Consider the following 26,470-nt stretch of genomic DNA (forward strand, 5'->3'; position numbering starts at 1 on the left):
ACATAATCAGAAGGCCTGCCGTGCCCTATTGATTACTTCTTCTTTTTCGGGGCGATGACCATGATCAGCTGGCGTCCTTCCATCTTAGGATGCTGTTCGACGGAACCGTACTCCAGCAGGTCAGCTTCAACCCGCTTGAGGAGTTCCATACCCAGCTCCTGGTGGGCCATCTCACGGCCGCGGAATCGCAAGGATACCTTGGCCCTGTCCCCATCACTCAGGAAACGTACCAGGTTGCGCAGTTTTACCTGGTAATCCCCTTCCTCCGTCCCTGGACGAAACTTGATTTCTTTAACCTGGATCTGCTTCTGGTTTTTCTTGGCTGCGGCAATCTGCTTCTTCTTTTCGAAGATCGATTTGCCGTAGTCCATCAGCTTGCAGACAGGCGGTACAGCATCGGCGGAAATTTCCACCAAATCGAGCTTGGCTTCTTCAGCCTTAAGAAGCGCGTCTTCAATTGACACAATCCCAAGCTGCTCACCCTCAGCCCCAATTAACCGAACCTCGCGTGCCGAGATATTCTCGTTGATCGGGGCTTTCGGTGCAGCTCGTTTATCTTGTCTCATTTCACGCTTAATAGTAATTACTCCGAATCTGGGCGACCACGCCGGGAAACCGCTTGCGCGAGGAACTCAGCGAACTGGGCGACGGGCATCGAGCCCAGGTCAGCACCTTCACGAGTACGCACAGCGACAGTCTGCATCTCGACTTCCCGATCTCCGATAACCAAAAGATAGGGAACCTTGAGCAAAGTATGCTCGCGGATTTTAAAGCCGATCTTTTCATTTCTCAAGTCGGACTTGGCACGAAACCCGCTTTCGTTGAGTGTTTTTTCCACTTCAGCGGCAAAATCGGCCTGTTTATCAGTGATATTCATGATCACTGCCTGGGTCGGAGCCAGCCACGCAGGGAACGCGCCCTCGTAGTGCTCGATCAGGATCCCGACGAACCGTTCGAACGAGCCGAGGATCGCCCGGTGCAACATAACCGGGTGTTTACGGCTGTTGTCTTCGGAGACGTATTCGGCTCCCAAACGGATCGGCAGGTTAAAATCGAGCTGCAGAGTACCACACTGCCAGACGCGACCGAGGCAATCTTTCAGCGAGAACTCGATCTTAGGACCGTAGAACGCGCCTTCGCCCGGCTGCAGATCGTACGCAAGGCCCGCACTATCTAGCGCTGCGGCCAGTGCGGCTTCGGCGCGATCCCACAATTCGTCGGAGCCGACGCGTTTTTCCGGACGAGTGGACAACTTCATTTCCACTTCGGTAAAGCCGAAATCGCGATAAACGTCCATGGTCAACTTGATGAACGCGGCGGATTCAGCCTGCATCTGCTCTTCGGTGCAGAAGATGTGGGCGTCATCCTGAGTGAAGCCGCGCACGCGCATGATGCCGTGCAGCGCACCCGATGGCTCGTTACGGTGGCAAGCACCGAACTCGGCCAGGCGCATCGGCAACTCGCGGTAGCTCTTCAGGCCTTGGTTGAACACCTGCACATGGCACGGGCAGTTCATCGGCTTGATCGCGTAGTCGCGGTTTTCCGACTGGGTGGTGAACATGTTGTCGGCGTAGTTGGCCCAATGCCCGGATTTCTCCCACAGGCTGCGGTCAACAACCTGGGGAGTCTTGATCTCCAGGTAACCGTTGTCGCGCTGAACCTTACGCATGTACTGCTCAAGTACCTGGTAAAGGGTCCAGCCGTTCGGGTGCCAGAACACCATGCCCGGCGCTTCTTCCTGGAGGTGAAACAGGTTCAAGCGTTTACCGATTTTGCGGTGGTCGCGCTTTTCGGCCTCTTCGATGCGCTGGATGTAGGCGGCCAACTGCTTCTTGTCAGCCCAGGCGGTGCCGTAGATCCGTTGCAACTGCTCGTTCTTCGCGTCACCGCGCCAGTAGGCACCGGACAACTTGGTCAGCTTGAACGACTTGAGGAAGCGCGTGTTCGGCACGTGCGGACCACGGCACATGTCGACATATTCTTCGTGGTAATACAGGCCCATGGCCTGCTCGTCCGGTATGTCTTCTACCAGACGCAGCTTGTAGTCCTCGCCACGAGCGGTGAACACGTCGATCACTTCGGCGCGCGGCGTGACTTTCTTGATGACGTCGTAATCTTTCTCGATCAGTGCATGCATGCGCTGTTCGATGGCTGCCAGGTCGTCCGGAGTAAAAGGACGCTCGTAGGCGATATCGTAATAGAAACCTTCTTCGATGACCGGGCCGATCACCATCTTCGCGGTTGGATACAGCTGCTTGACCGCATGGCCAATCAAGTGCGCGCAAGAGTGGCGAATGATCTCCAGCCCCTCTTGATCCTTGGGCGTGATGATTTGCAGGCTGGCATCGGAGGTGATCAGGTCGCTGGCGTCAACCAGCTTGCCGTCGACCTTGCCGGCTACGGTGGCCTTGGCCAGGCCTGCACCGATGGATGCGGCGACCTCGGCTACGGAAACCGAATGTTCGAATGTACGTTGACTGCCGTCGGGAAGAGTAATAGTTGGCATGGCGCCTCCTCTCCTAGTGGTGACCCCTACCAAAGGTCACGTGGGTTGGGATGAGCCAGTACAAGATCCAACACCAGGCCGCTCATTGCTGAACGCCTGCCTTACAGCGGCAGGAGCCTTTCGGCCAACCGATAATCGAACCAGAGTGACTGGAGTTAAACAAAAAGGAACCTGGCAAGGAAAAAGCCAGGTCGAGGATGCTAGCACAGATGAACGGTCATGGCGCGGCCCAGCAGCCTGGTAGCGACAAACCCCAGGCTTTTGCAGCCAAAAATGAACTTGGGCTGTACGGCAGGCCTCAAACACACTGAAAATCGCCGTCCGTCCTATCGACTCAAGGAGCATCTCACCATGCGCAGCACCTCGATCTTCGCCCTAGCCGCTTCCCTGGCCCTCTTCTCCATTGGTGCACACGCCGCCGCGCCCTCCAACTGGCCTGCGGGGGCTCGCGATGCCTTCGTTAACGACTGCAGCGCAGCCGCCAGCCAGAACGTTGATGCCAAAACCGCCAAAGACCATTGCGAATGCGGCGCGGACAAAATCAACGCGGAATTGAGCACTGCGGAAATCAAGGAACTGATGACCAACCAGAACGCCAGCCCGGAGCTTAAAAACAAAGCAGTCGCGGCTATTTCGTCCTGCAAGGTCGTGAAGAAAAAGTAAGCGCGGCGAGAAATCAGCCCACCAAAATGGCCTGAAAACCCTCTGAAAACTGCTATTTCGCACAATTTACACAGCTTTTACGGCTTTTTTTACTAGCTGATATTTCGTACCAAAGCCCCGTAAACCGGGGCTTACAGCCAGCCAAGGCACTGAAGAAAACGCGATTGATTAGCAAACGGTGCCTTGGGGGGGCTCCCAAGCCGAACATTTCGACTATGATAGCCCAGTGTGCCCAGTTGGCCTGAGCAGCACAGCACTACTGAAAATATATGTTTCTTGGAGATACACCATGTCTAATCGCCAAACCGGCACCGTTAAATGGTTCAACGATGAAAAAGGCTTCGGCTTCATCACTCCTCAAGGTGGCGGTGACGACCTGTTCGTACACTTCAAAGCTATCGAAAGCGACGGTTTCAAAAGCCTGAAAGAAGGCCAAACCGTTTCCTTCGTGGCTGAGAAAGGCCAAAAGGGTATGCAAGCTGCACAGGTTCGCGCAGAGTAATCTCTACGCCAATCAAAAAAACCCCGTCCATGTGACGGGGTTTTTTATGGGTGATGCAAAAGCGCTGTGTTATCAGCCGCAATTGACGCGGGTGATCACCAGGTTGTCATCGGTATTGAGGTTCAGGCGATCTGAGCGGTATTCGAGGGTGATCATATCGTTGGGCTTGAGAATGCGTGCATTCTGCGCACCAGCACGGGTACGGGCCTGCTCCAGCAATTGCGGCGAGGCTTTCTGGCCGACTGCAAACGCCGCAGCCTTCGATTCACAGCGTGTATGAACAGGCTCAGCCGCAGCCGTGTCTTTGGCCGGCTCAGAGGTACCCGCAGTGCTGCAGCCCGCCAGGACGGCTGCCGCCAACAAGGTACCGAATGATGCGAGCTTCCAAGGCATGAAGCCTCCTTTGATAAAAAAATGGACAGAGATCGTGCGACCGTGATTTGGCCAATTGGTTTCAGAATTGTCACAATTGGCCGTAGGCGAGTCTGCCTGACTCGGCGTCATGGCCTGACGAATCAATCGTCACCAGATATGAACAAGTGTCAGTAGATGTCGATGTAGTCAAAAGGCGGGTTTGGCCAGTTCTGTTTCAGCGCATTGTAAATCTGCATGACCCACACCTCGTCGCTGGCCGCCACGCTACCGACATAACCGGACCCTGCCGCCCAGGTCTCCAAGCGAAACCGCAACCCTTCGATATCACTCCCGCCTACCACCCCAGAAGAGATGTAGGCCAGGCCACCCTGGGTGACCCGCAGTTGCGTGTGCTGGTCGTCGCTGGCACTGGCAATCATTTGGCGAACGGCTTCCAATGTGAGGCTGTTGGGGTTGTTCAAATCGATGTACACGCGGCTTGTCCTGGCAATTAAACAGAGCGCCAGTGTCGCACAGCGCTCCCCTCATGCCTAAGTAGCAGTGCCAAACACTGCGCAAAATGGTTAACTCCCCATGCCAGTCCAGCCCTAAGCGAGCCGCGAGAACCCGATGACCATCGTTACCATCAATGCCGATATCAAAGCCAAATGGCCTCAAGGGCAAAGTTCCTACAGCCCAGGCAGCCCGGAAGAATTGGCAATCATCGGCATAGACCTGCTGGTCAAGGAACTGGGCACCCAGGCCGCACAGGCCTTTATCGGTCAGATATTCGAGAAATACCCGGCCGACCATATGGGGGTCGAAGACCCGCTGCGCGAATAGAAACCAACCGGCAGGCGTCTTACTTCAGGCGCGCCAGGCGCTCAGTGAGCAGGTCGAAAAAGCCCTGGGCATGACCATTTTCAACCCAGAATACGTTCTTATCCTGCTTGAGGCCGTCGTACCAGTCGACGATGGTCTGGCCGAACGTTGGGCCTTCGCGACTATCGACCACCATGTTGACCTGGCGTCCGGAGAACAGCTCAGGCTTGAGCAGATAGCCGATTACGGTGGCGTCATGCACCGGGCCGCCCTTCAGACCGTAGTGCTCCATATCGCCCTTAACGTATTCATTAAGAATATCGCCCACCACCTTGCTGGCGTTGTTGTTCAGGTCGGCGATCTTCTTCAGACGCGCCTCACTGGTCAGTATTTTGTGGGTCACGTCCAGCGGCAGGTAGGTCAGCTTGACGCCACTTTTAAGGACAATTTCAGCGGCGACCGGATCGGCAAACAGATTGAACTCGGCCACCGGGGTAATGTTGCCGCCATTGAAATGCGCGCCGCCCATGACCACCACTTCCTTGATGCCCTGGGTGATTTCCGGCGCCTGGGTCAGCGCCAGAGCCAGGTTGGTCTGCGGGCCAAGCATGGCGATGGTGATGCTATGGGGCTTGGCGGCGCTCAGGGTGCTGATCAGATAGTCGACCGCATTGCCGTCGGCCAGGCCTTTTTTTGGTTCGTGTACGGTGACACCGGAAATGCCTTCCTTGCCGTGAATATTCTCGGCATAGATCGGCGTGCGCAGCAGCGGCTTCGGCGCACCGGCATACACAGGAATCTCTTCACGCCCTGCCCACTCGCGAGCCAATCGCGCATTGCGCGAGGTCTTGTCCAGGCGCACGTTGCCGGCCACCGTGGTCAACGCACGAATGTTCAGCTCCTCTGGCGAGGCCATCGCAAACAGCAACGCCACCACGTCGTCGGCGCCCGGATCGGTATCGATGATCAGGTCGATTTTTTCCGCCGCCTGGGCGCTTGCAGCAGTTAGCACGGACAAAAGCAGCACACTCCGAAACAGGTGTCGCAGGGTTGGGGTTCTACGTTGCATGACGCACTCCTTGTCATTGTGGGAAATGCTAGAAAGTCACGCCAGACACCAGCGCGATATTACAGTAGGGCTGACACTCGCCAGTACGCACCACCGCGCGCGCCTTGTGACTGAGCAGCTTGAATGCTTCATGGCTGAGCAGGCGCCGCTCACCCAGGTCGCCCGGGTCCAGCGCATTGAGATCAGCCAGCGCCGGCGGCTGCTTGTGCAGGATTTCTTCGGCCAATACGTGGCTTTCAACCTGCATCTCCGTGAGCACAATGCGCAGGGTGCTGATGAAATCAGGAATGCCCTGGGTCAGCGCCAGATCGATCAACTCCACACCCGGCGGCACCGGCAGGCCGGCATCGCCGATCACCAGGATGTCGCCATGGCCGAGGGAGGCGATCAACCGCGACAGGGCAATATTGAGCAATGGGGTCTTTTTCATGGGCGAGCAAAGCCTTGAACGTCATGCAACATGGGAATGGAGGGTTGCGCCCCGGCACGGGTGACCGACAGCGCCGCCGCGACCTGGCCAAAACGGATGGCCTCGGCCTCGCCCTGCCCGTTGGCAAGTGCTGCGGCAAAGCCGCCGACAAAGGTATCGCCCGCCGCCGTGGTATCCACTGCCTGGACCTTGGGCGCCAGCAGATGCTCGAAACCCTGGCCATCGGCGAAAAGCGCGCCTTGCGAGCCCAGGGTCACAATCACCTTGCCCGCACCGGCGTTTAACAGATGCGTAGCCGCAACCTTGGCCGAGTCCAGCGAGTCAACCGGCACACCGCTCAAGGCCGATGCTTCGCTTTCGTTGGGGATCAGGTAGTCGATCGCCGCGTACCAGTCTGCCGGCAACGGCCCGCTGGCAGGCGCCGGGTTGAGGATCACCGTCTTGCCCAATGCGCGAGCGCGCTTGAGGGCATACCCCACGGTGTCCATGGGCACTTCGAGTTGGCAGACAACCACCTCGGCCGCCTGCAGCACAGCGTCAAATGCCAGCAGTGACGCGGGTGTCAGTTGGCCGTTGCTGCCAGCCACAATCACGATCGCATTCTGACTGCTGTCATCCACCACAATCAGCGCAACACCGCTGGAGCCCTCTACCTCGCTGACGGCCTGGCAGTCGATTCCCTCCACCAACAACGCGTCACGCAACTGGGCGCCATAGGCATCGCTGCCCACGCAGCCGATCATCGCCACGTTAGCCCCCAGACGCGCCGCAGCCACCGCCTGATTGGCGCCCTTGCCGCCCGGCACGGTGGCAAACGACTGGCCGACCAGGGTTTCACCGCCGCGAGGCAGCCTACTGGCGCGGGTCACCAGGTCCATGTTCAGGCTGCCTACTACCACTACTTTTGCTGGCATACATCAATACTCATCAATTTGTTCAGCGGTTTGAGGCAAACACGGCAGCCAATGGCGCCGTTGACTCACGCAAGACAATGCTCGGCGTGACAATGCGCTGGTCAGCCGGTAATTGCGGTGTCGCAATCCGCCGCAATAACAACTCCGCCGCCATTTCCCCCAATTGCAGGATCGACTGGCCCACGGTAGTCAACGCGGGGTAGACATAACGGCTCATTTGAATGTCATCAAAACCAATCACCGACAGCTCGGCAGGCACCCGCAGGTTGCGTTCGGCGGCCGCGCGCAACACACCGAAACCGATCATGTCGTTGCCGGCGAATATCGCGCTGGGCGGATTATCCGCCAGCAATTGCACCGCTGCCGTATAGCCACCGGTACTGGTGAAATCGCTTTCCAATACCCGACTGGCAGGCACAGCGACCCCGGCCTCCTGCAGCGCCCGCTGGTAGCCGGCCAGACGCATCTGTGCCACACGCGTGTGCGCCGGCCCGCCGATACAGGCGATGTCCCGATGCCCCAACTCCAGCAAATGCCGGGTCGCCAGGTACGCGCCCTGCTCATGATCGATGCGCACCAGATCCACATCGACGCCCTCCAGGCCCCGGTCGACAATGACCATGGGCGTGCGCACCGCCTTGAGGCCAGTCGCCAGGCCACTGTCATCGCCACCAACCGAGGTAACGATCAGGCCATCGACGCGCTTCTCCAGCAGCACCCGCAAATAGTTGCGCTGTTTATCGGCGTTATCATCGGAATTGCACAGGATCACGCAGTAGCCATTGCGCTCGCAGTAATCCTCGATGCCCCTGGCCAGCTCCGCGAAATACGGGTTGAGGCTGTTGGGCACCAGCAGGCCGATGGTCGCGGTGGTCTTGGCCTTCAGCGAACGGGCGACCGCGCTGGGCACATAGTCCAGCTGCTTGATCGCGGCTTCGACCTTGAGCCGCACCGGTTCGCTGACCGGGCGCGTCCTGTTCACCACATGGGAGACCGTGGTGTAGGAAATGCCCGCAAGCGCCGCCACATCCTTGATGGTTGCCATGTCTTAACCCCGCCGGCTTGCACGTTGACTGCGGTAGGTGTCCAGCACCACGGCAATCACAATAACGGCGCCGGTAATGATGCGCTTGGTCGGCTCGGTCGCGCCGATCTGCGCCAGGCCGGCTGCCAATACAGAAATGATCAACACCCCGAAGAACGTGCTGATCACCGAACCACGCCCGCCCATCAGGCTGGTACCGCCAATCACCACTGCGGCAATCACCTGCAACTCCAGGCCGGAACCGGCATTCGGGTCAGCCGCCTCCAGGCGGGAGATCTGGAACAGTGCCGCCACACCAGCCAACAGCCCCATGAGACTGAACACCAGGATCTTGTAGGGTTTTGGATTGATCCCCGCCAGACGTACTGCTTCTTCATTGGTGCCGATGCCGATCAGGTAGCGCCCAAACACAGTACGCGTCAGCACTGCCTGGGCGACGATAATCACCAGCAGCGCAATAATGAACGACGGCGAGATACCGAAGGCCACCGGGTTGGACAGCCAGGCGAAGGAGTCGCCGATATAGGCAGTGCGCGACCCTGTCATCTGGTAGGCCGCGCCACGGGCCATTTCCAGCACGCCGAGGGACACGATGAACGACGGAATACGCCAGGCCACGGTGATAGAGCCGGTGATGGTCCCGGCCAGGGCCGCACAGCCCATGCCGAGCAACGCCGCCGGGACTACGCTCCAGCCCCAGCCGAGGATCGCCACGCTGACCGCAGACGCGGCCAGGGCTAGCACCGAGCCCACCGACAGGTCGATGCCGCCAATGATCAGGATGAACGTCATGCCCACCGCCAGCACCATCAGGTCGGGAATCTGGTTGGCGATGGTGCTGAAGGTGTCATAGGACCAAAAGTGGCTGCTCAGGGCCGAGAACAGCGCAATCATGGCCAGCAACGCGCCGGCCAGGCCCAGATAAGTGCCCAGGCCGTAGAAATTGCCGCCGGCTTTTACGGGTGGAGTTGCTGTTTTCATGGGGTTGTCCTGGGCGCCGCTTCGTTGAGCAGCGCGTCACGTTTCTGATAGCCGGCAAATGCGGCGGCAAGCAATTCATCCTGGGTCCAGCTGTCCCGCTCGAAGGTCTGGATCAAGCGTCCGGCAGACAGCACGCCGATGCGGTCGCAGATCAGCATCAGTTCGCGCAGGTCGCTGGACACCACCACCAGCGCCTTGCCCTGGCGGGTCAAGTCGCCAAGCAACGCATAGATATCAAATTTGGCGCCGACGTCGATGCCGCGGGTTGGCTCGTCGAACAGCATCACCGCGCAATCGCGCTCCAGCCAGCGGCCGATCACCACCTTTTGCTGATTGCCGCCCGACAGCTCGGACACCAATTGCGCTGGGCTGGAACTGCGGATACGCATGGCGTCGATCTGCCGCTTGGCCAGCGCCGCCTCATCGCGCCCATTGACCAGACCGGCGCTGGACACCTTGGCCATATTGCCCAGGGCCGTGTTGGCACTGATGGACTGGCTGAGCAACAGACCCTCGCCCTTGCGATCCTCGGTGATCAGCGCAATGCCGTGACCTACCGCATCCACCGGCGAGCGAATGCTCACCGCCCGGGCCGGCGAGCCGAGGGCGACCGTGCCACTGTCGGCCAGGTCGGCACCAAAGATCAGGCGCAGCAACTCAGTACGGCCAGCGCCGATCAATCCGGAAATGCCGTAGATTTCACCGGCGCGCACTTCAAAGGACACATCACGGACCTTGTCCGAACGGGTCAGGCCCGTGACCGTCAAGGCAGGCGCGCCAATGGTGCGCGGGCCGAGATCGATGTGCTCGCCCAACTCGCGACCGACCATCAACGTGACCAGTTGCTCGCTGTTGTAATTGGCCATCGGCTCGACACACACCAGTTGACCGTCACGCAGCACCGCAATGCGCTGGGCCACACGGGCCAGTTCTTCCAGACGATGGGAGATGTAGATAATTGCCACGCCCCGCGCCTGCAGACGGGTGATTTGCTCAAACAGCATCTCGACTTCACGGGCAGTGAGCATCGCCGTCGGTTCGTCGAGGATCAGCACATGGCAGTCGCCGATCAGGTTGCGGGCAATCTCGACCATCTGTTGATGGCCGATACCCAGGCTGCCGACCAGGGTGTCCGGGTCGATGGCATCCAGCCCCACTTGCGCCATGGCCTCAATCGCGGCCTTGCGCAGTTGCTTGCGGCTGATCCAGCCACCACGACTGGGCAGGTTATCGAGGAACAGGTTTTCGGCTACGGTCAGGGTCGGCAGCAGATTGAGCTCCTGCATCACCATGCGGATCCCCTGCTTTTCCGCCTGGGTGCGGCTGGCCGGGGCATAGTCCTGGCCGTTGAACTGCATCTGCCCGGTGGTGGGTGTAACCAGCCCACCGATGATCTTCGACAGGGTGCTTTTGCCCGCGCCATTCTCACCGGTCAGGGCCAACACCTCGCCGCGATTGAGCGTCAGGGTGATGTCAGACAAGACGGGCTGGGCATAGGTCTTACCGATACCGCTGACCGAGAGGACAGTGGTCGGTGCGGAAGATGACATAGGAAAATCTCCAGGCGCCCGCTCGACGTGAACGGGCGCTGTAGTGCGCAGCCAGGGATTATTTCTTGAGGACGAGCTCTACGGGCGTTTCGATCACGCCATCCACGGACTCGACTTTTTCACCCTTGACCAGCTTCAGCGCGTTCTGGATACCAAACACCGCCTGCTGCGCAGCCGCCTGGTCGGCGGTGGCCAAGACGCGACCGTCTTCGAGCATCGGCTTGATCGCGGCGATGTTGTCGTAGCCAATCACCTGGACCTTGCCGGCCTTGCCCGCTGCACGCACCGCAGAAACGGCACCCAGGGCCATATTGTCATTACCGGCCAGCAGCGCCTTGAGGTCTGGGTATTCGCTCAGCATGGCGGCTGCGACCTTGTTGCCCTGGTCGATTTCCCAGTTACCGGACTGCACGGAGACAATCTTCATGCCCGCCCCCTCCATCGCATCCTTGAACCCGGCGGTGCGTTGCTGGGCGTTGGTGGTGGTCGGCACACCTTCGATAATCCCGACCTTGTCACCGCTCGCCAGTTGCTTGGCCAGGTGCTCGCCGACCAGACGCGAACCCTTGCGGTTATCCGGGCCTACAAAGGGAACCTCGAAGTTTTTGCTTTTCAGCACTTCGGGGTCGAGGCGGTTATCAATGTTGACCACCTTGATCCCGGCATCGGCGGCTTTCTTCAGTACGCTGACCAGGGCCTTGGAGTCGGCGGGCGCGATGACGATTGCGTTGACTTTGGCGAGGATCATCTGGTTGACGATATCAATCTGGGCCGAAGTGTCGGTTTCGTTCTTGATCCCGTTGGTGATCATGTCGAAATCGGCGGCATGGGCTTTCTGATAGTCCTTGGCACCGTCTTGCATGGTGACAAAAAACTCATTGGCCAGGGATTTCATCACCAGGCCGACCTTGGGTTTGGCGGCGGTGTCATCAGCGAATGCAGAGGAAAGAGGCAGGGCAGCGGATGCGGCAGCTAGGACGGCGGCAGCCAGCAAACGTCCAGCGAATGGCAGCTTCATGGGTTCACTCCGATCTTATGATTATTTTGAGCAACGCTTGCACCTTCACCTCACTCATGGAGTGCCCGTGAAACATCTCGCAAACGTTTGCGCTAAACAAACTATGAGAAGCCAGCTGAATTTTGTCAACGAAAGAAACGAGCTTTTTCCTCGCAAGCTCTACTTCCTGCCCTACAGCTCGACCACCTCATGGCTAAACATTCGGGCCGGGCGACCGTTCTCTAAAACGACAGATCTGCAGCAGCATTTCGGAAGCGTCCTGCTGATTTTTCCAGAGTGATTTTCGGACAACCGAACGCCGAAGCCGCCAGCGTTCGGAAATTCGGACGCGAGTTGAAAAAGAGAAATTTAAAAAACACAAAATAATGTTTTAAATCAATAAGTTAAAATCAAACCCCAAACAAAATCCGGCTGGTACAAATCCTGCTCTTAATCAGCACCTTGTGGCGCTCAGCGCAGCCCGGGGTGTTCTGGATGAACCTGCACACGCACTCATCAAAACTAGAGAGAAAAATAATGAAATCTGCACTCAAGAACTTTGTTCCGGGCGCCTTAGCCCTGCTGCTGCTCTTCCCGGTTGCCGCCCAGGCCAAGGAAGTTGAATCCAAGACCAAGCTGTCCAACGTGGTCGTGCTGGCCACTGGCGGCACCATTGCCGGCGCTGGCGCCAGCGCGGCCAACAGCGCTACCTACCAGGCGGCCAAGGTCGGTATCGAACAATTGATCGCCGGCATTCCGGAGCTCAGCCAGATTGCCAACGTGCGTGGCGAGCAAGTGATGCAGATCGCTTCCGAGAGCATCACCAACGAAAACCTGCTGCAACTGGGTCGTCGTGTCGCCGAACTTGCCGACAGCAAGGACGTGGACGGCATCGTAATCACCCACGGCACCGACACCCTCGAAGAAACCGCCTACTTCCTGAACCTGGTGGAAAAAACCGACAAGCCAATCGTCGTCGTGGGTTCCATGCGCCCAGGCACTGCCATGTCCGCCGACGGCATGCTGAACCTGTACAACGCCGTGGCCGTAGCCGGTAGCAAGGACGCACGCGGCAAAGGCGTGCTCGTGACCATGAACGACGAGATCCAGTCGGGTCGCGACGTGAGCAAGATGATCAACATCAAGACCGAAGCCTTCAAAAGCGCTTGGGGCCCCCTGGGCATGGTTGTAGAAGGCAAGTCCTACTGGTTCCGCCAGCCGGCCAAGCGTCACACCATGAACTCGGAGTTCGATATCAAGAACATCAAGAGCCTGCCGGATGTTGAAATTGCCTACGGTTATGGCAACGTCAGCGACACCGCCTACAAAGCCCTGGCCCAAGCTGGCGCCAAAGCCATCATCCATGCCGGCACCGGCAATGGCTCCGTACCGTCCAAGGTAGTGCCTGCCCTGCAGGAACTGCGCAAGGAAGGCGTACAGATCATTCGTTCTTCCCACGTCAATGCCGGTGGTTTCGTTCTGCGCAACGCTGAACAGCCTGACGACAAATACGACTGGGTCGTAGCCCATGACCTGAATCCGCAGAAAGCCCGCATCCTGGCCATGGTCGCCTTGACCAAGACCCAAGACAGCAAGGAACTGCAACGGATGTTCTGGGAATACTGAGTCACTGATACAACCCTTGTAGGAGCCGGCTTGCCGACGGTGGCGTCCCTGAGACCGCCATCGCTGGCAAACCGGCTCGCACAAAATCCTCGCTGCACACCAATCCGCGTAAACCGTTGTCACACGGACTTCTTGAATTTTAAGCAGTTGCGAATTTTCTCACAGTTAAATACTGTATGTTCGTACAGCTAATTAAGGACTCCTCCGTGGCCAAGCCCTCCTCCGCAGCACCGACACCTCCCGACGCCTACCAACGCCTGGCGATCCGCGTGCAAAAAGTCATCAATTCCACCAACGCCCAAAAAAACAAAGCCGCGTTGATTTTTCGCCTGCCCGAGGAACCAGAGGACGAGTGGGCACGACTACTGGAGGAAATCGCAGAAAACGACAACGTCACCCTCGCCTATCGCGATGATGGTGGCGTGCAGATTTTCTGGGTCGTACCGAAGGAAGATTGAGTCAATGAGTGTCCGTTTTATCGCCCTGTTCTGTGTATTTTTTGCCAGCGTCGCCCACGCCCAAGCCCCACGCACCTTCAGTGAAGCCAAGAAAATCGCCTGGAAACTCTACGCGCCCCAATCCACGGAGTTTTATTGCGGCTGCAAATACACGGGTAACCGGGTAGACCTGAAAGCTTGTGGCTACATCCCACGTAAAAACGCGAACCGGGCGGCGCGCATCGAGTGGGAGCATATTGTCCCCGCCTGGCAGATCGGCCATCAACGCCAGTGCTGGCAAGACGGCGGACGCAAAAACTGCACGCGTACCGATACTGTCTTCAAGCGCGCGGAGGCTGACCTGCACAACCTGGTCCCGAGCATCGGCGAGGTCAACGGCGATCGCAACAACTTCAGCTTTGGCTGGTTGCCAGTGCAGAGCGGGCAATACGGTTCATGCCTGACTCAAGTGGACTTCAAGGCCAAGAAGGTCATGCCCAGGCCATCCATCCGCGGCATGATTGCCCGGACTTACTTTTACATGAGTAAACAATACGGTCTGCGCCTGTCGAAACAGGACCGCCAGTTGTATGAAGCCTGGAACCGAACCTATCCCGTGCAGCCCTGGGAGCGCCAGCGCAATCAAACGGTGGCGTGCGTGATGGGGCGCGGCAATGAATTCGTCGGCCCGGTTAACCTGAAAGCCTGCGGCTAAACCCGAGCGGGATCGTGGATCCCGCTAAACCCTCATATTACTGGCGGGCCTTGTGCTCGATCACCAGTGACTCGGCGTCGGTCTTCTTCTTTTTCACCAGCCTTTCCTGCAACTGGACCTGGCGAGCCTCGGCCTCAGCCTTGCTGGCGAATGGCCCCAACAGCACCAGATCCTTGCCGTCTTCCTTGGCCAGATAGAACGTGAAGCCGTTTTCCAACAACCAGGCGGTCAGGTCAGTCAGCGCCTGCAATTTGTTGTCGGGCGAGCGCACCAGGATGTCCCACTGCACAGCGGCAACCGCAGGCGCCTGGGCCTTGGCGGCTTCAGCTTTGTCTCGGGGGGTGTCGAGATTGGGCCCGTCACCGCATCCTGCCAACGCCAATACCACGATTGCCATCGCTACTTTACGCACCGCCTTGCCCCTTTAATGATCAAAGAGGCAACTTTATCATTCGCCGCCTATTCTGGCCGTCATAAACGTTGGCTTAAACATTGCGAAGGATGTTTCCCAGACCTGTATGATGGCGCCATGGGAATTAATGCCGCCTCTATGCGTCCTAAAAGAGGCAGCCACAGGGAAGCGCTTCACAGTAAGCTATACATAACCGACATCCGCCCTGTTAGAACATGCGTCCTTCAAAGCAATCAAGGAGAAGTCCATGCTGATACTCACCCGCAAAGTCGGTGAAAGCATAAATATCGGTGATGACATTACGATCACCATTCTGGGCGTTAGCGGCCAGCAAGTAAGAATCGGCATCAATGCTCCCAAAGATGTTGCCGTGCATCGCGAAGAGATTTACCAGCGCATCCAGGCAGGCCTGACTGCACCGGACAAACGCGAAACACCTTGAAGCCCCCCCAGTAGCCAGCCCGCTCGTCCCCTGTAACGGCTGGCGAAAGCCCCTTGGCCTGTCTACGGTATTCCGTGATCAGCGCAGCATTCGCGCCAGGCCCAGCCACTTGCCATCCCCCCCAGCTCATCCACGGAACTTGCTGGCCGTTTAACAGACAAATCCCTCCAGGAACGTTACAAAACCTTACAGTGCCCTCGGAGCGCGTTAATGAGGCGATCCCGCAAAGAGCCCTATACCCGTAAATCCTGGATGATCGCCCTAGTGATTGCCCTGGCCTTCGTGACGATCGGGTATGGCCTCAGGGTTTACATGGAAGGCACTACCACCGCCCAGGATGCCAATTCGTGGCCAGACCTGGCGCTGTTTCTCGGTGGTTATCTGTTCTGCTTCTGCCTCAAGCCCCTCCAGGCGGCGATCCAGCGAAAACTCAGTCGTCGAGCGTTTCGCCAGGCCCGCCAGAAAAACCCCTCTTAAAGCAGCGATTGGATCCTATAGGTAAATCAGGAGGAACTATCCGCGTCGGTAGTACCCATACCCATATCCTCCATAAAAAACGTTATCGATATGGACATAGAACATAACGCCAAGAACCTACTGTCCCTGATCGCACAACTCTCAGCCGACCATCCAAAGTCTTCCACTCAATTGCACGGCAAGCACGAGGAAGTCCTCGCGGGTCTGCGCCAACTTTATCTGCTGCGACTGATCACGGGCACCATCACCCACGGACGCATCAGCGATCCATTGGGCTACCAGTGGGCGGCCGCCGAAAACATTCTGCTGACCAAGCGTGGCAAGGCATTCAAGTCGGTGTAGAGGGCTGCAAGCGCAGTAAGCCGTCGGCGTCGCACTGGACATGTACACGGTCATAACTGGCAATCGTCGGATGATCCGTCACCATCGGCACGCCATGCGTCGAGGCCACCACTATGACGTCTGCACCCGCCGCCTCACCGGCGCGGATCCCCACCGGCGCATCCTCGAACACCAGGCACTCACCTATCGGCACCCCCAGACGCTGGGCGCCCAGAAGGTAGCAAGCCGGATCCGGCTTGCCGCTGACCACATCCTCAGCCGTAATCATGACGGCCGGCGGCACCAGGCCTGCCGCGTGCATACGGCGCAGGGCCAGGGCCTTGGGCGCAGACGTGACCACGGCCCAGCGGTGCGCAGGCAAGCTCTGCACAAATGCCACGGCGCCAGGGATTGCCACCACACCCTCCACGTCCTCGATCTCGGCCTCGGTAATCCTCCGCGCCTCAGCCTGTGCGTCGACCCCTGGCAAGGCTTGGCGGCTGATCGTATCGATAGCCCGGACGCCATGGATGGTGCCCAAAAATGCCTCGACATCCAGCCCGTGGCGCCGCGCCCAGGCAGCCCAAACCCGCTCTGCGGCAGCAATAGAGTTGAGTAGGGTGCCGTCCATATCAAACAGAAATGCACGGTACTGACGATCAAATACGGCCGGTTCTTTGACGGACACTGCTGGGTTTCCTCTTGTGCTCGTTGCCCGCTGTCGGGCCCTGATGCAATCTACGGATCGGCCCAGGCCTTGTAAACGAAGGATGACGCGTCAGGCCTTCAGCAAACCTGGCCGCCGCTCTCGGGGATATCACGCGGCGTATTCCAAGCGGCCAGCAGCGCAACCCTCAGCCCTTCAACCGTAGCCTCCAACGCCATCGAGAGCTGAGACCCAGCCCCCTGCCCTGGCAGAAAAGGAACATGGATAAACCCACTGCGCACGCCAGACCCTGCCAAGGCATGCTGCAAGCTGTAGAACACCTGATTACACACAAAGGTGCCCGCCGTGTGTGAGACCGAAGCCGCGAATCCGGCCTCACGCACCGCCTTGACCATAGCCTTGACCGGCAGGGTGCTGAAATAGGCCGCCGGCCCGTCAGGGATCACCGCCGTATCGATAGGCTGGGCTCCCAGGTTGTCCGGGATTCGCGCATCGTTGAGGTTGATCGCCACTCGCTCAATGGAAATATCACTGCGTCCAGGTCCCAGGCCGGTGGCAATTACCAGTTGCGGCTGATGCTCGGCCAACAACTGATTCAAACAGACGCTGGCAGTAGCAAAGGCACAGGGCAATTGTCGGGCGATGATTGTCACGCCTTCTTGCAATTGCACCCCGTCCAACAGACGCACAGCCTCCCAGGACGGGTTGATCAGGTCTTGATCGAAGGGCTCGAATCCCGTCAGCAGCACCGTAACCATCACCACCTCACATCAGCACATAAAGAAGGACGATATTGACCAGCAACATCATCAACGCCGTGGGCATCTGTGCCTTGATCACTGCGTTTTTGTCCGGTAACTCCAGCAGCGCTGCCGGCACAATATTGAAGTTCGCCGCCATCGGCGTCATCAGCGTGCCGCAGTAGCCGGAAAACATGCCGATGGCCGCCATCACCGCTGGATTGCCGCCATAAATCCCCACCAGCACCGGTACACCCACTCCGCCGGTCATCACCGGGAACGCGGCAAAACCGTTGCCCATGATCACCGTAAACAGGGCCATGCCCAACACATAGACCATCACCGCCACCAGCTTGTAATCCAGGTTGATGTAGGTGGTGGTGACATGAGCCACGGCCGTACCAACGCCGGCCTCGTTAAACAGCAGGCCGAGCATCGCCAGCATCTGCGGCAAGACCATGGCCCAGCCCAAGGCTTCGGTCAGGCGTCGCGATTCACGCAAGGCCTGCACCGGCGTGTCGCGGGTCAGCCAGCAGGCCAGGCCCAGGGCGATCAGGCAGCCGAGGCCGAGGGACACGAACGTGGTGTTTTTCGGGTCCAGCAGCGGTACGCCGCCAATCTCGACGTTCTTGAGCAGCACAGAGCCGATCACGGTGGTCAACGGAATGGCCAGGGCCGGAATAAACAGTTTATGACCCAGCCGGCCGGCGCTGGCACGGGAGGCTTTGTCATGCAGTTCGACATGAGCGCCACGCCCCACCCCGCCGAGCCCGGCGATCAACGCCATCAGCACCACGCCGACGCCCACCACCACCGACGGCAGGTGCTCGCCCACTAGGAACGGGATGGCAAACAGCAGCCAGAACAATGCACTTGACCAGCGCTTGGGGTGCGTGCGGTCAGCCAGGATCATGCCCGCGGTAATCAGCAACAAAACCCCGGCGAGCCAATACAGATATTGGATAGAAATGATCATTGCGCGGCCTCCGGCTGAACGCTGGCGGGCGCAGAGGCTGTCAGTTCGCGGGTCAATCTTCGGTCAAAGCGGTGCAAACGTATCGCGTGCACAATGAACGCACAAATCGCCGTGGGGATGCCCCAGACCGCAATATGCAGCGGTTCGACATCGATGCCTGAGCCCAGCAGGAAGGTATGCATCAAGGCAATCGCACCAAAGGCCACGAAGATATCTTCACCAAAAAACAGCCCGACGTTGTCCGTGGCGGCACACATCGCCAGGACCTTGTGCCGCACCTTGTCCGGCAGCTTGCCGAAACGTTTCTCGGCAGCGCCTTCCGCCATGGGCGCCAGCAACGGACGCACCATTTGCGGGTGCCCGCCAAGACTGGTCAGGCCCATGGCCGCTGTGGACTCGCGAACAAACAGATAGATGATCAACAGACGCCCGACGGTGGCGCGCTCGAAGCGCGCAATCCAGTTCTGCGCGTGCAGGCGCAGGCCATGGCGCTCCAGCAGGCCGATGACGGCCAGGGGCAGCAGCAGGATAAGTTGCAAGGCGCGGGTCTGCAGGAAGCCATCGCCCATGGTGGCGAGGATTTTTTCCAAGGGGAATTGCGCGGCAAATCCGGTGGCAATCGCCGCCGCCGTCACCACCAGCAACGGATTGAAGCGCAACACGAAGCCGACCACGATGACGAGCACGCCAATCAGCGGCCAAAGGTTCACAACAGTTTGCATGGCGTTGAGTCCTTGATTGCGTGCTGCGACGCCTGCATCGCTGATAAGCAATGGCGGGGAGCCCGACGCGGATTTTTATTATTGACCGGGTAGGTCGAGGGTCATTGGCGGGCATCTTTGCTGCTTGGAGCGGAGGGTGTCCAACAAGAAAAATTGTTGCTGCAAATCAATAAAGTTTGTGAGGGGATGGCAGGCAATTACAGGCATGCCACGATTTGCTTGGTTCAAATCGTGGCATGCCCTGCCGGGTAAACCTGGTTGATCAGGGCTGCCAAGCTCTGGACGCAGCTGCGGCCTTGAATTTGGCGCTGTTTTGCGGTGTGGCTGGTGGCTCGGAATCACCAAAAATAGCTTTAAGCCAGTGCCCATCGGCAGGGTTGGCGTTTTGAGGTAGGAGCTTTGCAAATCGCACGCAACAAAAAAGGGCCCACCTTTCGGTGAGCCCTTCTAGACCGCCCAGCAGAGCGGATTTTGTTTGGTAGGCGCGATTGGACTCGAACCAACGACCCCCACCATGTCAAGGTGGTGCTCTAACCAACTGAGCTACGTGCCTGCTGTGAGGCGGCATTCTACGGAATTCCCGAGGGGTGTCAACACCTTTTTTGCAGCTAAGCCTATGAATATGCGAATTTTTTATTTTTTCCCGGCGATGCTGCTTTTTCCGGGTGGCTGGCAGGGCATTTTCAACTGAGGTAGGATCGGCGCACTCGTAAAAAATATAAAACAGAGGTTCCAGTATGGCGAACACCCCCTACCCCCAGTCGTATTACGCCGCGTCCGCCAATGCGGTTCCTCCCCGGCCAGCGCTGCAAGGTGAAGTCGAAACCGATGTGTGCGTGATCGGCGCCGGCTATACCGGGTTGTCGAGCGCGCTGTTCCTGCTGGAGAACGGCTTTCGCGTGACGGTACTGGAAGCCGCCAAGGTAGGTTTCGGTGCATCGGGGCGCAACGGCGGCCAGATCGTCAACAGCTACAGCCGTGATATCGATGTGATCGAACGCAGCGTCGGCCCTCAGCAGGCGCAGCTATTGGGACAAATGGCCTTTGAGGGCGGCAGGATCATTCGTGAGCGGGTAGCCAAATACCAGATTCAGTGCGACTTGAAGGACGGTGGTGTATTCGCTGCGCTCAATAGCAAGCACATGGGCCATCTGGAGTCACAGAAGCGTTTGTGGGAGCGCTACGGCCATACACAGCTGGAGCTGCTCGACGAGCGACGCATCCGCGAGGTGGTGGCCTGTGAGAACTACGTGGGCGGCCTGCTGGACATGAGTGGCGGGCATATCCATCCGCTCAACCTGGCATTGGGTGAAGCGGCGGCCGTGGAGTCCCTGGGCGGCACCATCTATGAACAGTCCGCCGCCGTGCGCATCGAGCGTGGCGCCAACCCTGTCGTCCATACAGCCCAAGGCAAGGTGAAGGCTAAATTCATCATCGTCGCCGGCAACGCCTACCTGGGCAACCTGGTACCCGAGCTGGCGGCCAAGTCGATGCCATGCGGTACACAAGTGATTACCACGGCACCTCTGGGGGATGAGCTGGCTAAAAACCTGCTGCCACAGGACTTCTGCGTCGAAGATTGCAACTACTTGCTCGACTACTACCGACTGACCAGCGACAAGCGCCTGATCTTCGGCGGTGGCGTGGTGTATGGCGCGCGGGATCCGGCGAATATCGAAGCAATCATCCGACCGAAGATGCTCAAGGCCTTCCCGCAGTTGAAGGATGTAAAAATCGACTACGCCTGGACCGGCAACTTCCTGCTGACCTTGTCACGCCTACCCCAGGTTGGGCGCATCGGCGATAACATCTACTACTCCCAGGGCTGTAGCGGCCATGGCGTGACGTATACGCACCTGGCCGGCAAGGTACTGGCCGAAGCCCTCAGAGGCCAGGCGGAGCGTTTTGACGCGTTTGCCGACCTGCCGCACTACCCGTTCCCAGGCGGGCAACTGCTGCGCACACCATTCGCGGCAATGGGCGCGTGGTACTACGGGCTGCGGGACAAGCTGGGCTTCTGATCGACACCCCTGTAGGAGCTGGCTCGCCGGCTCCTACAGGCCTGATGATCAAATCACAGACACAAAAAACCCCGGTCTTTCGACCAGGGTCTTTGCTATCGATCCAATCAAGCATGAAGCTTGCCTTGGCGCTCTCGGGGTGTTCAGTGGACCCCGGAACAGATATGGCGCAGCGGACGGGACTCGAACCCGCGACCCCCGGCGTGACAGGCCGGTATTCTAACCGACTGAACTACCGCTGCGTATCGCTCAGACTGCTGAAGTGTCACCTTCAACCGCCTTCAAACATCTGACTGAGTAGCCTTGGCTGTTCAATCTCAAATCCGAAACATCGGACCTGGAAAATATGGCGCAGCGGACGGGACTCGAACCCGCGACCCCCGGCGTGACAGGCCGGTATTCTAACCGACTGAACTACCGCTGCGCGTCGGTGCAACCTTTAACGTTGCGTCTTGCCCGAAGGCAAAACTCTCAAGAAGTGGTGGGTGATGACGGGATCGAACCGCCGACCCTCTGCTTGTAAGGCAGATGCTCTCCCAGCTGAGCTAATCACCCTTTGCTTCGTTGAGGCCGCGAAATTTACGCAGATAGCGGACCTAAGTCAATAGCCTGCTTGAAGTTTTTCTGAAAAAGACAAAATCAAGTCAAGACAGCTCCCCACCCTACTCGCTGTAAATCATCTTCTTGCTCATGCCGCCATCCACCACGAACTCTTGCCCCGTCACAAACCCAGCGCTGCGCGACAGCAGCCACGCCACCATGGCCGCCACATCCTCAACCGTCCCCACCCGGCCCGCAGGATGCTGCGCATGATCGACATCACTCAACGGCTCTGCGCGGCGCGCTGCAGGATCACGGGCATCGATCCAACCAGGACTGACAGCGTTGACCCGCACCTCCGGCCCCAGACTGATGGCCAGCGCATGGGTCAGGGCCAGCAGGCCACCCTTGCTCGCCGCATAGGCCTCGGTGTCCGGCTCCGACTGCCGAGCCCGCGTAGAGGCCAGGTTGACGATAGAACCACCATGGGCACGCAGATACGGTGCACAGTGCTTGGCCAGTAACATCGGCCCACTGAGATTCACCGCCAACACCCGATTCCAATAAGCCAGGTCCAGGCTATCCAAAGTGATATTGCGCGGATCAGCCACCGCGGCATTGCACACCAAGGCATCCAGGCGCCCGAACTGACCGAGCACTTCAGCGACCCCACGGGCCACCTGCTGCTCATCGGCCACGTCCATGGTGATAAACCAGGCATTATCGCCCAACACCTTGGACACTTTGGCGCCCCGCTCGCGATCCAGATCGGCCAGCACCACCTGCCAGCCTTCGCTGACCAACCAGGCAGCGATTCCCAGGCCGATACCCCGTGCCGCGCCCGTTACCAGCGCGACTCGGCCATTACTGGCGCCAGCCGCCTCCAGGGACCACTCGATCACAAGGCAGCCAGCCCGCGAGCCAGGTCAGCCTGCAAGTCAGTCACGTCTTCCAGGCCCACTGCAACGCGGATCAGGCTGTCGCGTATACCGGCCGCTTCACGCTCATGCGGCGCCAGGCGCCCATGGGAGGTGGTGCCTGGATGGGTAATGGTGGTTTTGCTGTCACCCAGGTTGGCGGTGATGGAAATCAGACGCGTAGCGTCGATAAAGCGCCATGCACCCTCTTTGCCGCCCTTGACCTCAAAACTGACCACCGCACCGAACCCGCGCTGCTGACGCTGGGCCAGTTCGTGTTGCGGGTGACTCTTCAAGCCGGCGTAGTGGACTTTCTCGATGCCGTCCTGCTGCTCCAGCCACTCGGCCAGGGCCTGGGCGTTGGCGCAATGAGCCTTCATCCGCAGGCTGAGGGTTTCCAGGCCCTTGAGGAAAATCCAGGCATTGAACGGGCTCAGCGTCGGGCCTGCAGTGCGCAAGAAGCCCACCACTTCCTTCATCTGTTCGCCACGGCCGGCCACTACGCCGCCCATGCAACGGCCCTGGCCGTCGATGAACTTGGTGGCCGAATGCACCACGATATCTGCACCCAGCTTCAGCGGCTGCTGCAGGGCGGGCGTGCAGAAGCAGTTGTCCACCACCAGCATCGCCCCCTTGGCGTGCGCGACTTCGGCGAGGGCCGCGATATCTACAAGCTCTGCCAACGGATTGGACGGCGACTCGACGAACAGCAATTTGGTATTGGCCTTGATGGCCGCCTCCCAACCAGAAAGGTCCGCCAGCGGTACGTAGTCGACTTCAATGCCGAAACGCTTGAAGTACTTCTCGAACAGGCTGATGGTCGAACCAAACACGCTACGCGATACCAGCACATGGTCACCAGCACTGCACAGACTCATGACCACCGCAAGGATGGCCGCCATGCCCGTTGCTGTGGCGACGGCCTGCTCTGCCCCTTCCAGCGCCGCGATGCGCTCTTCAAAGGCGCGTACCGTCGGGTTGGTATAACGGGAGTAGACGTTACCCGGCACTTCGCCAGCAAAGCGCGCCGCCGCGTCTGCCGCAGTGCGGAACACGTAGCTGGAAGTGAAGAACATCGGGTCACCGTGCTCGCCTTCCGGCGTGCGGTGCTGGCCGGCGCGCACAGCCAGGGTATCGAAAGCCACGCCATCGAGGTCGCTGTCCAACCGACCGGCATCCCATTCCTGACTCATGCTGCCACTCCTTCACTCAATTCTTTATTTAAGATACAAAACCGGCCCCTCAGGGCCGGTAGTCAATCAGTTGTTGTACAAATCGATGATCGCACTGACCGCCTGGGTCTTGATCTTCGAGGAGTCGTTACGCGCCTGCTCGATCTTGTTCAGGTAAGCCTCATCGACGTCACCGGTCACGTACTGGCCATCGAAGACCGCGCAATCAAAATGCTCGATCTTGATCTTGCCGCCGCCAACCGCCTCGATCAAGTCAGGAAGATCCTGATAGATCAGCCAATCAGCGCCAATCAGGTCAGCCACATCCTGGGTCGAACGATTGTGCGCAATCAGTTCGTGGGCGCTCGGCATGTCGATACCGTACACGTTCGGGTAACGCACGGCAGGCGCAGCGGAACAGAAGTACACGTTCTTCGCCCCGGCTTCACGGGCCATCTGGATGATCTGCTTGCAGGTGGTGCCGCGCACGATGGAGTCATCCACCAACATCACGTTCTTGCCGCGGAACTCCAGCTCGATGGCATTGAGCTTCTGGCGTACCGACTTCTTGCGAGCCGCCTGGCCCGGCATGATGAAGGTGCGGCCGATGTAGCGGTTTTTGACGAAGCCTTCGCGGAACTTGACGCCCAGGCGGGTGGCCAGTTCCAGCGCGGCGGTGCGGCTGGTGTCCGGGATCGGGATCACCACGTCGATGTCGTGCTCTGGACGCTCGCGCAGGATCTTCTCGGCAAGCTTCTCGCCCATGCGCAGGCGCGCCTTGTACACCGAGACACCGTCAATGATCGAATCCGGACGCGCCAGGTACACGTGCTCGAAGATACACGGGGTGAGCGTCGGATTGATCGCGCACTGGCGAGTGTGCAGCTTGCCATCTTCGGTGATGTACACCGCTTCGCCCGGGGCCAGGTCGCGCACCAGGGTGAAGCCCAGTACATCCAGGGATACGCTCTCGGAGGCGATCATGTACTCGACGCCTTCGTCGGTATGACGCTGGCCGAACACGATAGGACGGATGCCATGCGGGTCACGGAAACCGACGATACCGTAGCCGGTGATCATTGCCACGACCGCGTAGCCACCCACGCAGCGGTTGTGCACGTCAGTCACTGCGGCGAACACGTCTTCTTCGGTTGGCTGCAACTTGCCGCGCTGGGCCAGCTCGTGGGCAAACACGTTGAGCAGCACTTCCGAATCGGAACTGGTGTTGACGTGGCGCAGGTCGGATTCGTAAATCTCCTTGGCCAACTGTTCAACGTTGGTCAGGTTACCGTTGTGCGCCAAGGTAATGCCGTAGGGCGAGTTGACGTAAAACGGTTGAGCTTCGGCCGAAGTCGAGCTACCGGCAGTCGGATAACGCACATGGCCAATACCCATGTGCCCGACCAGGCGCTGCATGTGACGCTGATGGAACACGTCACGTACCAGGCCATTGTCCTTGCGCAGGAATAACCGGCCGTCGTGGCTGGTCACAATACCGGCAGCGTCCTGGCCGCGGTGCTGGAGGACGGTTAGCGCGTCATACAGCGCCTGATTGACGTTCGACTTACCGACGATACCGACGATGCCACACATGCGACGCAACCCCTACTTAATGAATCTTGACTGAACACTACTTACTGCGGCGCGTTGCCCGGCAAGAGGTGTTCCTTGAACGGAATATCAGCGGGTACGCTGATACCGCTGGCCAGCCACTGACTACTCCACCCCAATATGAGGTTCTTGGACCAGTCTGCAACCAATAGAAATTTTGGCACGAGACTCGACTCCTGCCACCAAGCATCCTGCTGTACCGGGCCCAGGCTCAACAGCCCGACCGCAACGACCACCAGCAACGCGCCACGCGCGGCACCGAAGGCCATGCCAAGAAATCGATCGGTCCCGGAGAGGCCGGTGACACGTATCAATTCGCCGATAAGATAATTGACCATTGCCCCCACCAGCAGCGTGGCGATGAACATGATGGCGCAGCCCGCGATGACGCGAGCCGAAGGTGTTTCGATATAGCCGGCCAGGTAAACGGCCAGGGATCCGCCGAACATCCAGGCGACGACTCCTGCAACGATCCAGGTCAGCAGCGACAATGCTTCTTTGACGAAGCCGCGGCTTAGACTGATCAATGCGGAGATGGCGATGATGGCTACGATCGCCCAATCAACCCAGGTAAATGGCACAGTGCAGCCTACAGACGGATAAGGCGGCGCATTTTAGCAGAGCGCTGGGCTATCGGTAAGCGGTGTTTGGCAGTCCATTGCAAATCAATGAGTTGTGGCATGCCAACCCAATCTCAAGACAGTCAGAAACCAATGTGGGAGATTCTATGTTGCAGGTAAACCCTGCAACCTTAAGTTCGGTTGGTATTCGCTCTGGTTTTTCATCAGCGCGAATGCCACCCGGCAGAGCTTGCGGGCGAGGATTACCAGGGCTTGGGTCA

31 protein-coding genes, 4 tRNA genes and 2 pseudogenes are annotated in these 26,470 nt (G+C 58.8%); 11 read left to right on the forward strand and 26 right to left on the reverse strand.

The genetic code is table 11. The annotated features are described in order from the left end of the window. Nucleotides 1-32 precede the first annotated feature (32 nt). Nucleotides 33-584, reverse strand: a complete 552-nt coding sequence (infC, locus tag HBO09_RS24235) for a translation initiation factor IF-3 (protein WP_169960276.1) — start codon at nucleotides 582-584, stop codon at nucleotides 33-35. Next, a complete protein-coding gene (gene thrS / locus HBO09_RS24240; RefSeq protein WP_169998061.1) occupies nucleotides 584-2,506 on the reverse strand; it encodes a threonine--tRNA ligase in 1,923 nt (640 codons plus the stop codon). Before thrS ends, infC begins: the two co-directional genes overlap by 1 nt. A gap of 351 nt (nucleotides 2,507-2,857) precedes the next feature. Here thrS and HBO09_RS24245 point away from each other — a divergent pair, with 351 nt between their 5' ends. Both HBO09_RS24245 and HBO09_RS24250 read left to right on the forward strand, forming a co-directional pair. Then, the gene (locus HBO09_RS24245) at nucleotides 2,858-3,169 is read left to right on the forward strand and encodes a hypothetical protein (RefSeq protein ID WP_169998059.1); all 312 of its coding nucleotides are present in this window, start codon (nucleotides 2,858-2,860) and stop codon (nucleotides 3,167-3,169) included. 289 nt (nucleotides 3,170-3,458) lie between these two features. Continuing rightward, entirely contained in the window at nucleotides 3,459-3,671 is a 213-nt protein-coding gene (locus tag HBO09_RS24250; RefSeq protein ID WP_007905882.1) for a cold-shock protein, read from the forward strand. A gap of 72 nt (nucleotides 3,672-3,743) precedes the next feature. On the opposite strand, the gene HBO09_RS24255 is transcribed toward HBO09_RS24250, so the two are convergent. Beyond that, a complete protein-coding gene (locus HBO09_RS24255; RefSeq protein ID WP_169998057.1) occupies nucleotides 3,744-4,064 on the reverse strand; it encodes an I78 family peptidase inhibitor in 321 nt (106 codons plus the stop codon). Nucleotides 4,065-4,213: 149 nt separating this feature from the next. After that, nucleotides 4,214-4,519, reverse strand: a complete 306-nt coding sequence (locus HBO09_RS24260; protein ID WP_169998055.1) for a hypothetical protein — start codon at nucleotides 4,517-4,519, stop codon at nucleotides 4,214-4,216. 136 nt (nucleotides 4,520-4,655) lie between these two features. Between HBO09_RS24260 and HBO09_RS24265 the strand changes: the two genes are divergently transcribed. Further along, a complete protein-coding gene (locus HBO09_RS24265; protein ID WP_029294233.1) occupies nucleotides 4,656-4,868 on the forward strand; it encodes a hypothetical protein in 213 nt (70 codons plus the stop codon). A gap of 19 nt (nucleotides 4,869-4,887) precedes the next feature. Here the strand turns inward: HBO09_RS24265 and HBO09_RS24270 are convergent, their stop codons facing one another. Genes HBO09_RS24270 through HBO09_RS24300 form a run of 7 tightly spaced genes read right to left on the reverse strand, consistent with a single transcriptional unit; the run spans nucleotide 4,888 to nucleotide 11,854 of the window. Continuing rightward, a complete protein-coding gene (locus HBO09_RS24270; protein WP_169998053.1) occupies nucleotides 4,888-5,916 on the reverse strand; it encodes a nucleoside hydrolase in 1,029 nt (342 codons plus the stop codon). A 28-nt stretch (nucleotides 5,917-5,944) separates the two neighbouring features. Further along, on the reverse strand, nucleotides 5,945-6,346 hold the full coding sequence (rbsD, locus tag HBO09_RS24275) for a D-ribose pyranase (RefSeq protein WP_169998051.1): 402 nt from the start codon (nucleotides 6,344-6,346) through the stop codon (nucleotides 5,945-5,947). Then, the gene (gene rbsK / locus HBO09_RS24280) at nucleotides 6,343-7,260 is read right to left on the reverse strand and encodes a ribokinase (RefSeq protein ID WP_169998049.1); all 918 of its coding nucleotides are present in this window, start codon (nucleotides 7,258-7,260) and stop codon (nucleotides 6,343-6,345) included. Before rbsK ends, rbsD begins: the two co-directional genes overlap by 4 nt. A gap of 22 nt (nucleotides 7,261-7,282) precedes the next feature. Then, complete coding sequence (locus HBO09_RS24285) at nucleotides 7,283-8,305, reverse strand: LacI family DNA-binding transcriptional regulator (RefSeq protein WP_169998047.1); 1,023 nt, start codon at nucleotides 8,303-8,305, stop codon at nucleotides 7,283-7,285. Nucleotides 8,306-8,308: 3 nt separating this feature from the next. After that, nucleotides 8,309-9,286 carry an ABC transporter permease gene (locus HBO09_RS24290; protein WP_169998045.1) on the reverse strand — a complete coding sequence of 326 codons (978 nt, stop codon included), beginning with the start codon at nucleotides 9,284-9,286 and terminating at the stop codon, nucleotides 8,309-8,311. Beyond that, the gene (locus tag HBO09_RS24295; RefSeq protein ID WP_169998042.1) at nucleotides 9,283-10,836 is read right to left on the reverse strand and encodes a sugar ABC transporter ATP-binding protein; all 1,554 of its coding nucleotides are present in this window, start codon (nucleotides 10,834-10,836) and stop codon (nucleotides 9,283-9,285) included. The genes HBO09_RS24290 and HBO09_RS24295 overlap by 4 nt, the downstream gene beginning before the upstream one ends. Before the next feature lie 58 nt (nucleotides 10,837-10,894). After that, nucleotides 10,895-11,854 carry a sugar ABC transporter substrate-binding protein gene (locus tag HBO09_RS24300; RefSeq protein ID WP_169998040.1) on the reverse strand — a complete coding sequence of 320 codons (960 nt, stop codon included), beginning with the start codon at nucleotides 11,852-11,854 and terminating at the stop codon, nucleotides 10,895-10,897. Between the two features lie 67 nt (nucleotides 11,855-11,921). On the opposite strand from HBO09_RS24300, the gene HBO09_RS24305 reads away from it, so the two are divergent. The 4 genes from HBO09_RS24305 to HBO09_RS24320 all read left to right on the forward strand — a co-directional run bounded on the left by HBO09_RS24305 (nucleotide 11,922) and on the right by HBO09_RS24320 (nucleotide 14,611). Next, the gene (locus tag HBO09_RS24305; protein ID WP_169998038.1) at nucleotides 11,922-12,134 is read left to right on the forward strand and encodes a hypothetical protein; all 213 of its coding nucleotides are present in this window, start codon (nucleotides 11,922-11,924) and stop codon (nucleotides 12,132-12,134) included. A gap of 236 nt (nucleotides 12,135-12,370) precedes the next feature. Then, nucleotides 12,371-13,459, forward strand: coding sequence for an asparaginase (locus HBO09_RS24310; protein WP_169998036.1), 1,089 nt, complete (start codon nucleotides 12,371-12,373; stop codon nucleotides 13,457-13,459). A 206-nt stretch (nucleotides 13,460-13,665) separates the two neighbouring features. Further along, on the forward strand, nucleotides 13,666-13,917 hold the full coding sequence (locus tag HBO09_RS24315; RefSeq protein WP_169998034.1) for a DUF1654 domain-containing protein: 252 nt from the start codon (nucleotides 13,666-13,668) through the stop codon (nucleotides 13,915-13,917). A gap of 4 nt (nucleotides 13,918-13,921) precedes the next feature. Further along, the gene (locus HBO09_RS24320; protein WP_169998032.1) at nucleotides 13,922-14,611 is read left to right on the forward strand and encodes an endonuclease I family protein; all 690 of its coding nucleotides are present in this window, start codon (nucleotides 13,922-13,924) and stop codon (nucleotides 14,609-14,611) included. A gap of 37 nt (nucleotides 14,612-14,648) precedes the next feature. On the opposite strand, the gene HBO09_RS24325 is transcribed toward HBO09_RS24320, so the two are convergent. Beyond that, on the reverse strand, nucleotides 14,649-15,023 hold the full coding sequence (locus HBO09_RS24325) for an SPOR domain-containing protein (protein ID WP_240357223.1): 375 nt from the start codon (nucleotides 15,021-15,023) through the stop codon (nucleotides 14,649-14,651). Nucleotides 15,024-15,270: 247 nt separating this feature from the next. Here HBO09_RS24325 and csrA point away from each other — a divergent pair, with 247 nt between their 5' ends. The 3 genes from csrA to HBO09_RS24340 all read left to right on the forward strand — a co-directional run bounded on the left by csrA (nucleotide 15,271) and on the right by HBO09_RS24340 (nucleotide 16,284). Further along, nucleotides 15,271-15,465: a carbon storage regulator CsrA gene (gene csrA / locus HBO09_RS24330; RefSeq protein ID WP_007920550.1), complete on the forward strand. Its 195-nt coding sequence runs from the start codon at nucleotides 15,271-15,273 to the stop codon at nucleotides 15,463-15,465. A 210-nt stretch (nucleotides 15,466-15,675) separates the two neighbouring features. Further along, nucleotides 15,676-15,942: a hypothetical protein gene (locus tag HBO09_RS24335; RefSeq protein ID WP_169998030.1), complete on the forward strand. Its 267-nt coding sequence runs from the start codon at nucleotides 15,676-15,678 to the stop codon at nucleotides 15,940-15,942. Nucleotides 15,943-16,032: 90 nt separating this feature from the next. Beyond that, nucleotides 16,033-16,284, forward strand: coding sequence for a hypothetical protein (locus HBO09_RS24340; RefSeq protein ID WP_169998028.1), 252 nt, complete (start codon nucleotides 16,033-16,035; stop codon nucleotides 16,282-16,284). Here HBO09_RS24340 and HBO09_RS24345 read toward each other — a convergent pair. The 6 genes and pseudogenes from HBO09_RS24345 to HBO09_RS24365 all read right to left on the reverse strand — a co-directional run bounded on the left by HBO09_RS24345 (nucleotide 16,271) and on the right by HBO09_RS24365 (nucleotide 19,921). Then, nucleotides 16,271-16,951 carry an HAD family hydrolase gene (locus HBO09_RS24345; protein ID WP_169998026.1) on the reverse strand — a complete coding sequence of 227 codons (681 nt, stop codon included), beginning with the start codon at nucleotides 16,949-16,951 and terminating at the stop codon, nucleotides 16,271-16,273. The two genes, HBO09_RS24340 and HBO09_RS24345, sit on opposite strands and share 14 nt — an antisense overlap. A gap of 98 nt (nucleotides 16,952-17,049) precedes the next feature. After that, nucleotides 17,050-17,688, reverse strand: a complete 639-nt coding sequence (gene pcp / locus HBO09_RS24350; RefSeq protein ID WP_169998024.1) for a pyroglutamyl-peptidase I — start codon at nucleotides 17,686-17,688, stop codon at nucleotides 17,050-17,052. 7 nt (nucleotides 17,689-17,695) lie between these two features. Beyond that, complete coding sequence (locus HBO09_RS24355) at nucleotides 17,696-18,646, reverse strand: DUF979 domain-containing protein (protein ID WP_092231387.1); 951 nt, start codon at nucleotides 18,644-18,646, stop codon at nucleotides 17,696-17,698. Then, nucleotides 18,643-19,368 (reverse strand): DUF969 domain-containing protein, encoded by a 726-nt coding sequence (locus tag HBO09_RS24360; protein WP_169998022.1) that lies wholly within the window; start codon nucleotides 19,366-19,368, stop codon nucleotides 18,643-18,645. Before HBO09_RS24360 ends, HBO09_RS24355 begins: the two co-directional genes overlap by 4 nt. 262 nt (nucleotides 19,369-19,630) lie before the next feature. Further along, nucleotides 19,631-19,747, reverse strand: a pseudogene (locus HBO09_RS29075) (acid phosphatase); the annotation flags it as partial. Between the two features lie 97 nt (nucleotides 19,748-19,844). Then, a tRNA-Val gene (locus tag HBO09_RS24365) sits at nucleotides 19,845-19,921 on the reverse strand. 184 nt (nucleotides 19,922-20,105) lie between these two features. On the opposite strand from HBO09_RS24365, the gene HBO09_RS24370 reads away from it, so the two are divergent. After that, entirely contained in the window at nucleotides 20,106-21,389 is a 1,284-nt protein-coding gene (locus tag HBO09_RS24370) for an FAD-binding oxidoreductase (RefSeq protein WP_169998020.1), read from the forward strand. Nucleotides 21,390-21,554: 165 nt separating this feature from the next. Here HBO09_RS24370 and HBO09_RS24375 read toward each other — a convergent pair. The 8 genes and pseudogenes from HBO09_RS24375 to HBO09_RS28685 form a co-directional block, all read right to left on the reverse strand. Continuing rightward, nucleotides 21,555-21,631: transfer RNA gene (locus HBO09_RS24375), tRNA-Asp, on the reverse strand. A 105-nt stretch (nucleotides 21,632-21,736) separates the two neighbouring features. Further along, a tRNA-Asp gene (locus tag HBO09_RS24380) sits at nucleotides 21,737-21,813 on the reverse strand. Nucleotides 21,814-21,868: 55 nt separating this feature from the next. Next, a tRNA-Val gene (locus HBO09_RS24385) sits at nucleotides 21,869-21,944 on the reverse strand. A 107-nt stretch (nucleotides 21,945-22,051) separates the two neighbouring features. Continuing rightward, nucleotides 22,052-22,816 (reverse strand): SDR family oxidoreductase, encoded by a 765-nt coding sequence (locus HBO09_RS24390; RefSeq protein ID WP_169998183.1) that lies wholly within the window; start codon nucleotides 22,814-22,816, stop codon nucleotides 22,052-22,054. A gap of 11 nt (nucleotides 22,817-22,827) precedes the next feature. Next, nucleotides 22,828-24,039, reverse strand: coding sequence for an O-succinylhomoserine sulfhydrylase (locus HBO09_RS24395; protein WP_169998018.1), 1,212 nt, complete (start codon nucleotides 24,037-24,039; stop codon nucleotides 22,828-22,830). Between the two features lie 66 nt (nucleotides 24,040-24,105). Beyond that, on the reverse strand, nucleotides 24,106-25,611 hold the full coding sequence (gene purF, locus HBO09_RS24400) for an amidophosphoribosyltransferase (RefSeq protein ID WP_169998016.1): 1,506 nt from the start codon (nucleotides 25,609-25,611) through the stop codon (nucleotides 24,106-24,108). 41 nt (nucleotides 25,612-25,652) lie between these two features. Continuing rightward, the gene (locus HBO09_RS24405) at nucleotides 25,653-26,210 is read right to left on the reverse strand and encodes a CvpA family protein (RefSeq protein WP_070995080.1); all 558 of its coding nucleotides are present in this window, start codon (nucleotides 26,208-26,210) and stop codon (nucleotides 25,653-25,655) included. A gap of 144 nt (nucleotides 26,211-26,354) precedes the next feature. Beyond that, nucleotides 26,355-26,470 (reverse strand): annotated as a pseudogene (locus HBO09_RS28685) (IS110 family transposase); the annotation flags it as partial.

The sequence above is a fragment of the Pseudomonas sp. WS 5027 genome (assembly GCF_012985695.1).
Classification (GTDB): Bacteria; Pseudomonadota; Gammaproteobacteria; order Pseudomonadales; family Pseudomonadaceae; genus Aquipseudomonas; species Aquipseudomonas hygromyciniae.

Coding starts and splice junctions, on each gene's coding strand:
- thrS (WP_169998061.1), bottom strand. CDS start 2,506: ATGCCAACTATTACTCTTCCCGACGGCAGTCAACGTACATTCGAACAT.
- HBO09_RS24245 (WP_169998059.1), top strand. CDS start 2,858: ATGCGCAGCACCTCGATCTTCGCCCTAGCCGCTTCCCTGGCCCTCTTC.
- HBO09_RS24250 (WP_007905882.1), top strand. CDS start 3,459: ATGTCTAATCGCCAAACCGGCACCGTTAAATGGTTCAACGATGAAAAA.
- HBO09_RS24255 (WP_169998057.1), bottom strand. CDS start 4,064: ATGCCTTGGAAGCTCGCATCATTCGGTACCTTGTTGGCGGCAGCCGTC.
- HBO09_RS24265 (WP_029294233.1), top strand. CDS start 4,656: ATGACCATCGTTACCATCAATGCCGATATCAAAGCCAAATGGCCTCAA.
- HBO09_RS24270 (WP_169998053.1), bottom strand. CDS start 5,916: ATGCAACGTAGAACCCCAACCCTGCGACACCTGTTTCGGAGTGTGCTG.
- rbsD (WP_169998051.1), bottom strand. CDS start 6,346: ATGAAAAAGACCCCATTGCTCAATATTGCCCTGTCGCGGTTGATCGCC.
- rbsK (WP_169998049.1), bottom strand. CDS start 7,260: ATGCCAGCAAAAGTAGTGGTAGTAGGCAGCCTGAACATGGACCTGGTG.
- HBO09_RS24285 (WP_169998047.1), bottom strand. CDS start 8,305: ATGGCAACCATCAAGGATGTGGCGGCGCTTGCGGGCATTTCCTACACC.
- HBO09_RS24290 (WP_169998045.1), bottom strand. CDS start 9,286: ATGAAAACAGCAACTCCACCCGTAAAAGCCGGCGGCAATTTCTACGGC.
- HBO09_RS24295 (WP_169998042.1), bottom strand. CDS start 10,836: ATGTCATCTTCCGCACCGACCACTGTCCTCTCGGTCAGCGGTATCGGT.
- HBO09_RS24300 (WP_169998040.1), bottom strand. CDS start 11,854: ATGAAGCTGCCATTCGCTGGACGTTTGCTGGCTGCCGCCGTCCTAGCT.
- HBO09_RS24310 (WP_169998036.1), top strand. CDS start 12,371: ATGAAATCTGCACTCAAGAACTTTGTTCCGGGCGCCTTAGCCCTGCTG.
- HBO09_RS24320 (WP_169998032.1), top strand. CDS start 13,922: ATGAGTGTCCGTTTTATCGCCCTGTTCTGTGTATTTTTTGCCAGCGTC.
- csrA (WP_007920550.1), top strand. CDS start 15,271: ATGCTGATACTCACCCGCAAAGTCGGTGAAAGCATAAATATCGGTGAT.
- HBO09_RS24335 (WP_169998030.1), top strand. CDS start 15,676: ATGAGGCGATCCCGCAAAGAGCCCTATACCCGTAAATCCTGGATGATC.
- HBO09_RS24340 (WP_169998028.1), top strand. CDS start 16,033: ATGGACATAGAACATAACGCCAAGAACCTACTGTCCCTGATCGCACAA.
- pcp (WP_169998024.1), bottom strand. CDS start 17,688: ATGGTTACGGTGCTGCTGACGGGATTCGAGCCCTTCGATCAAGACCTG.
- HBO09_RS24355 (WP_092231387.1), bottom strand. CDS start 18,646: ATGATCATTTCTATCCAATATCTGTATTGGCTCGCCGGGGTTTTGTTG.
- HBO09_RS24360 (WP_169998022.1), bottom strand. CDS start 19,368: ATGCAAACTGTTGTGAACCTTTGGCCGCTGATTGGCGTGCTCGTCATC.
- HBO09_RS24370 (WP_169998020.1), top strand. CDS start 20,106: ATGGCGAACACCCCCTACCCCCAGTCGTATTACGCCGCGTCCGCCAAT.
- HBO09_RS24395 (WP_169998018.1), bottom strand. CDS start 24,039: ATGAGTCAGGAATGGGATGCCGGTCGGTTGGACAGCGACCTCGATGGC.
- purF (WP_169998016.1), bottom strand. CDS start 25,611: ATGTGTGGCATCGTCGGTATCGTCGGTAAGTCGAACGTCAATCAGGCG.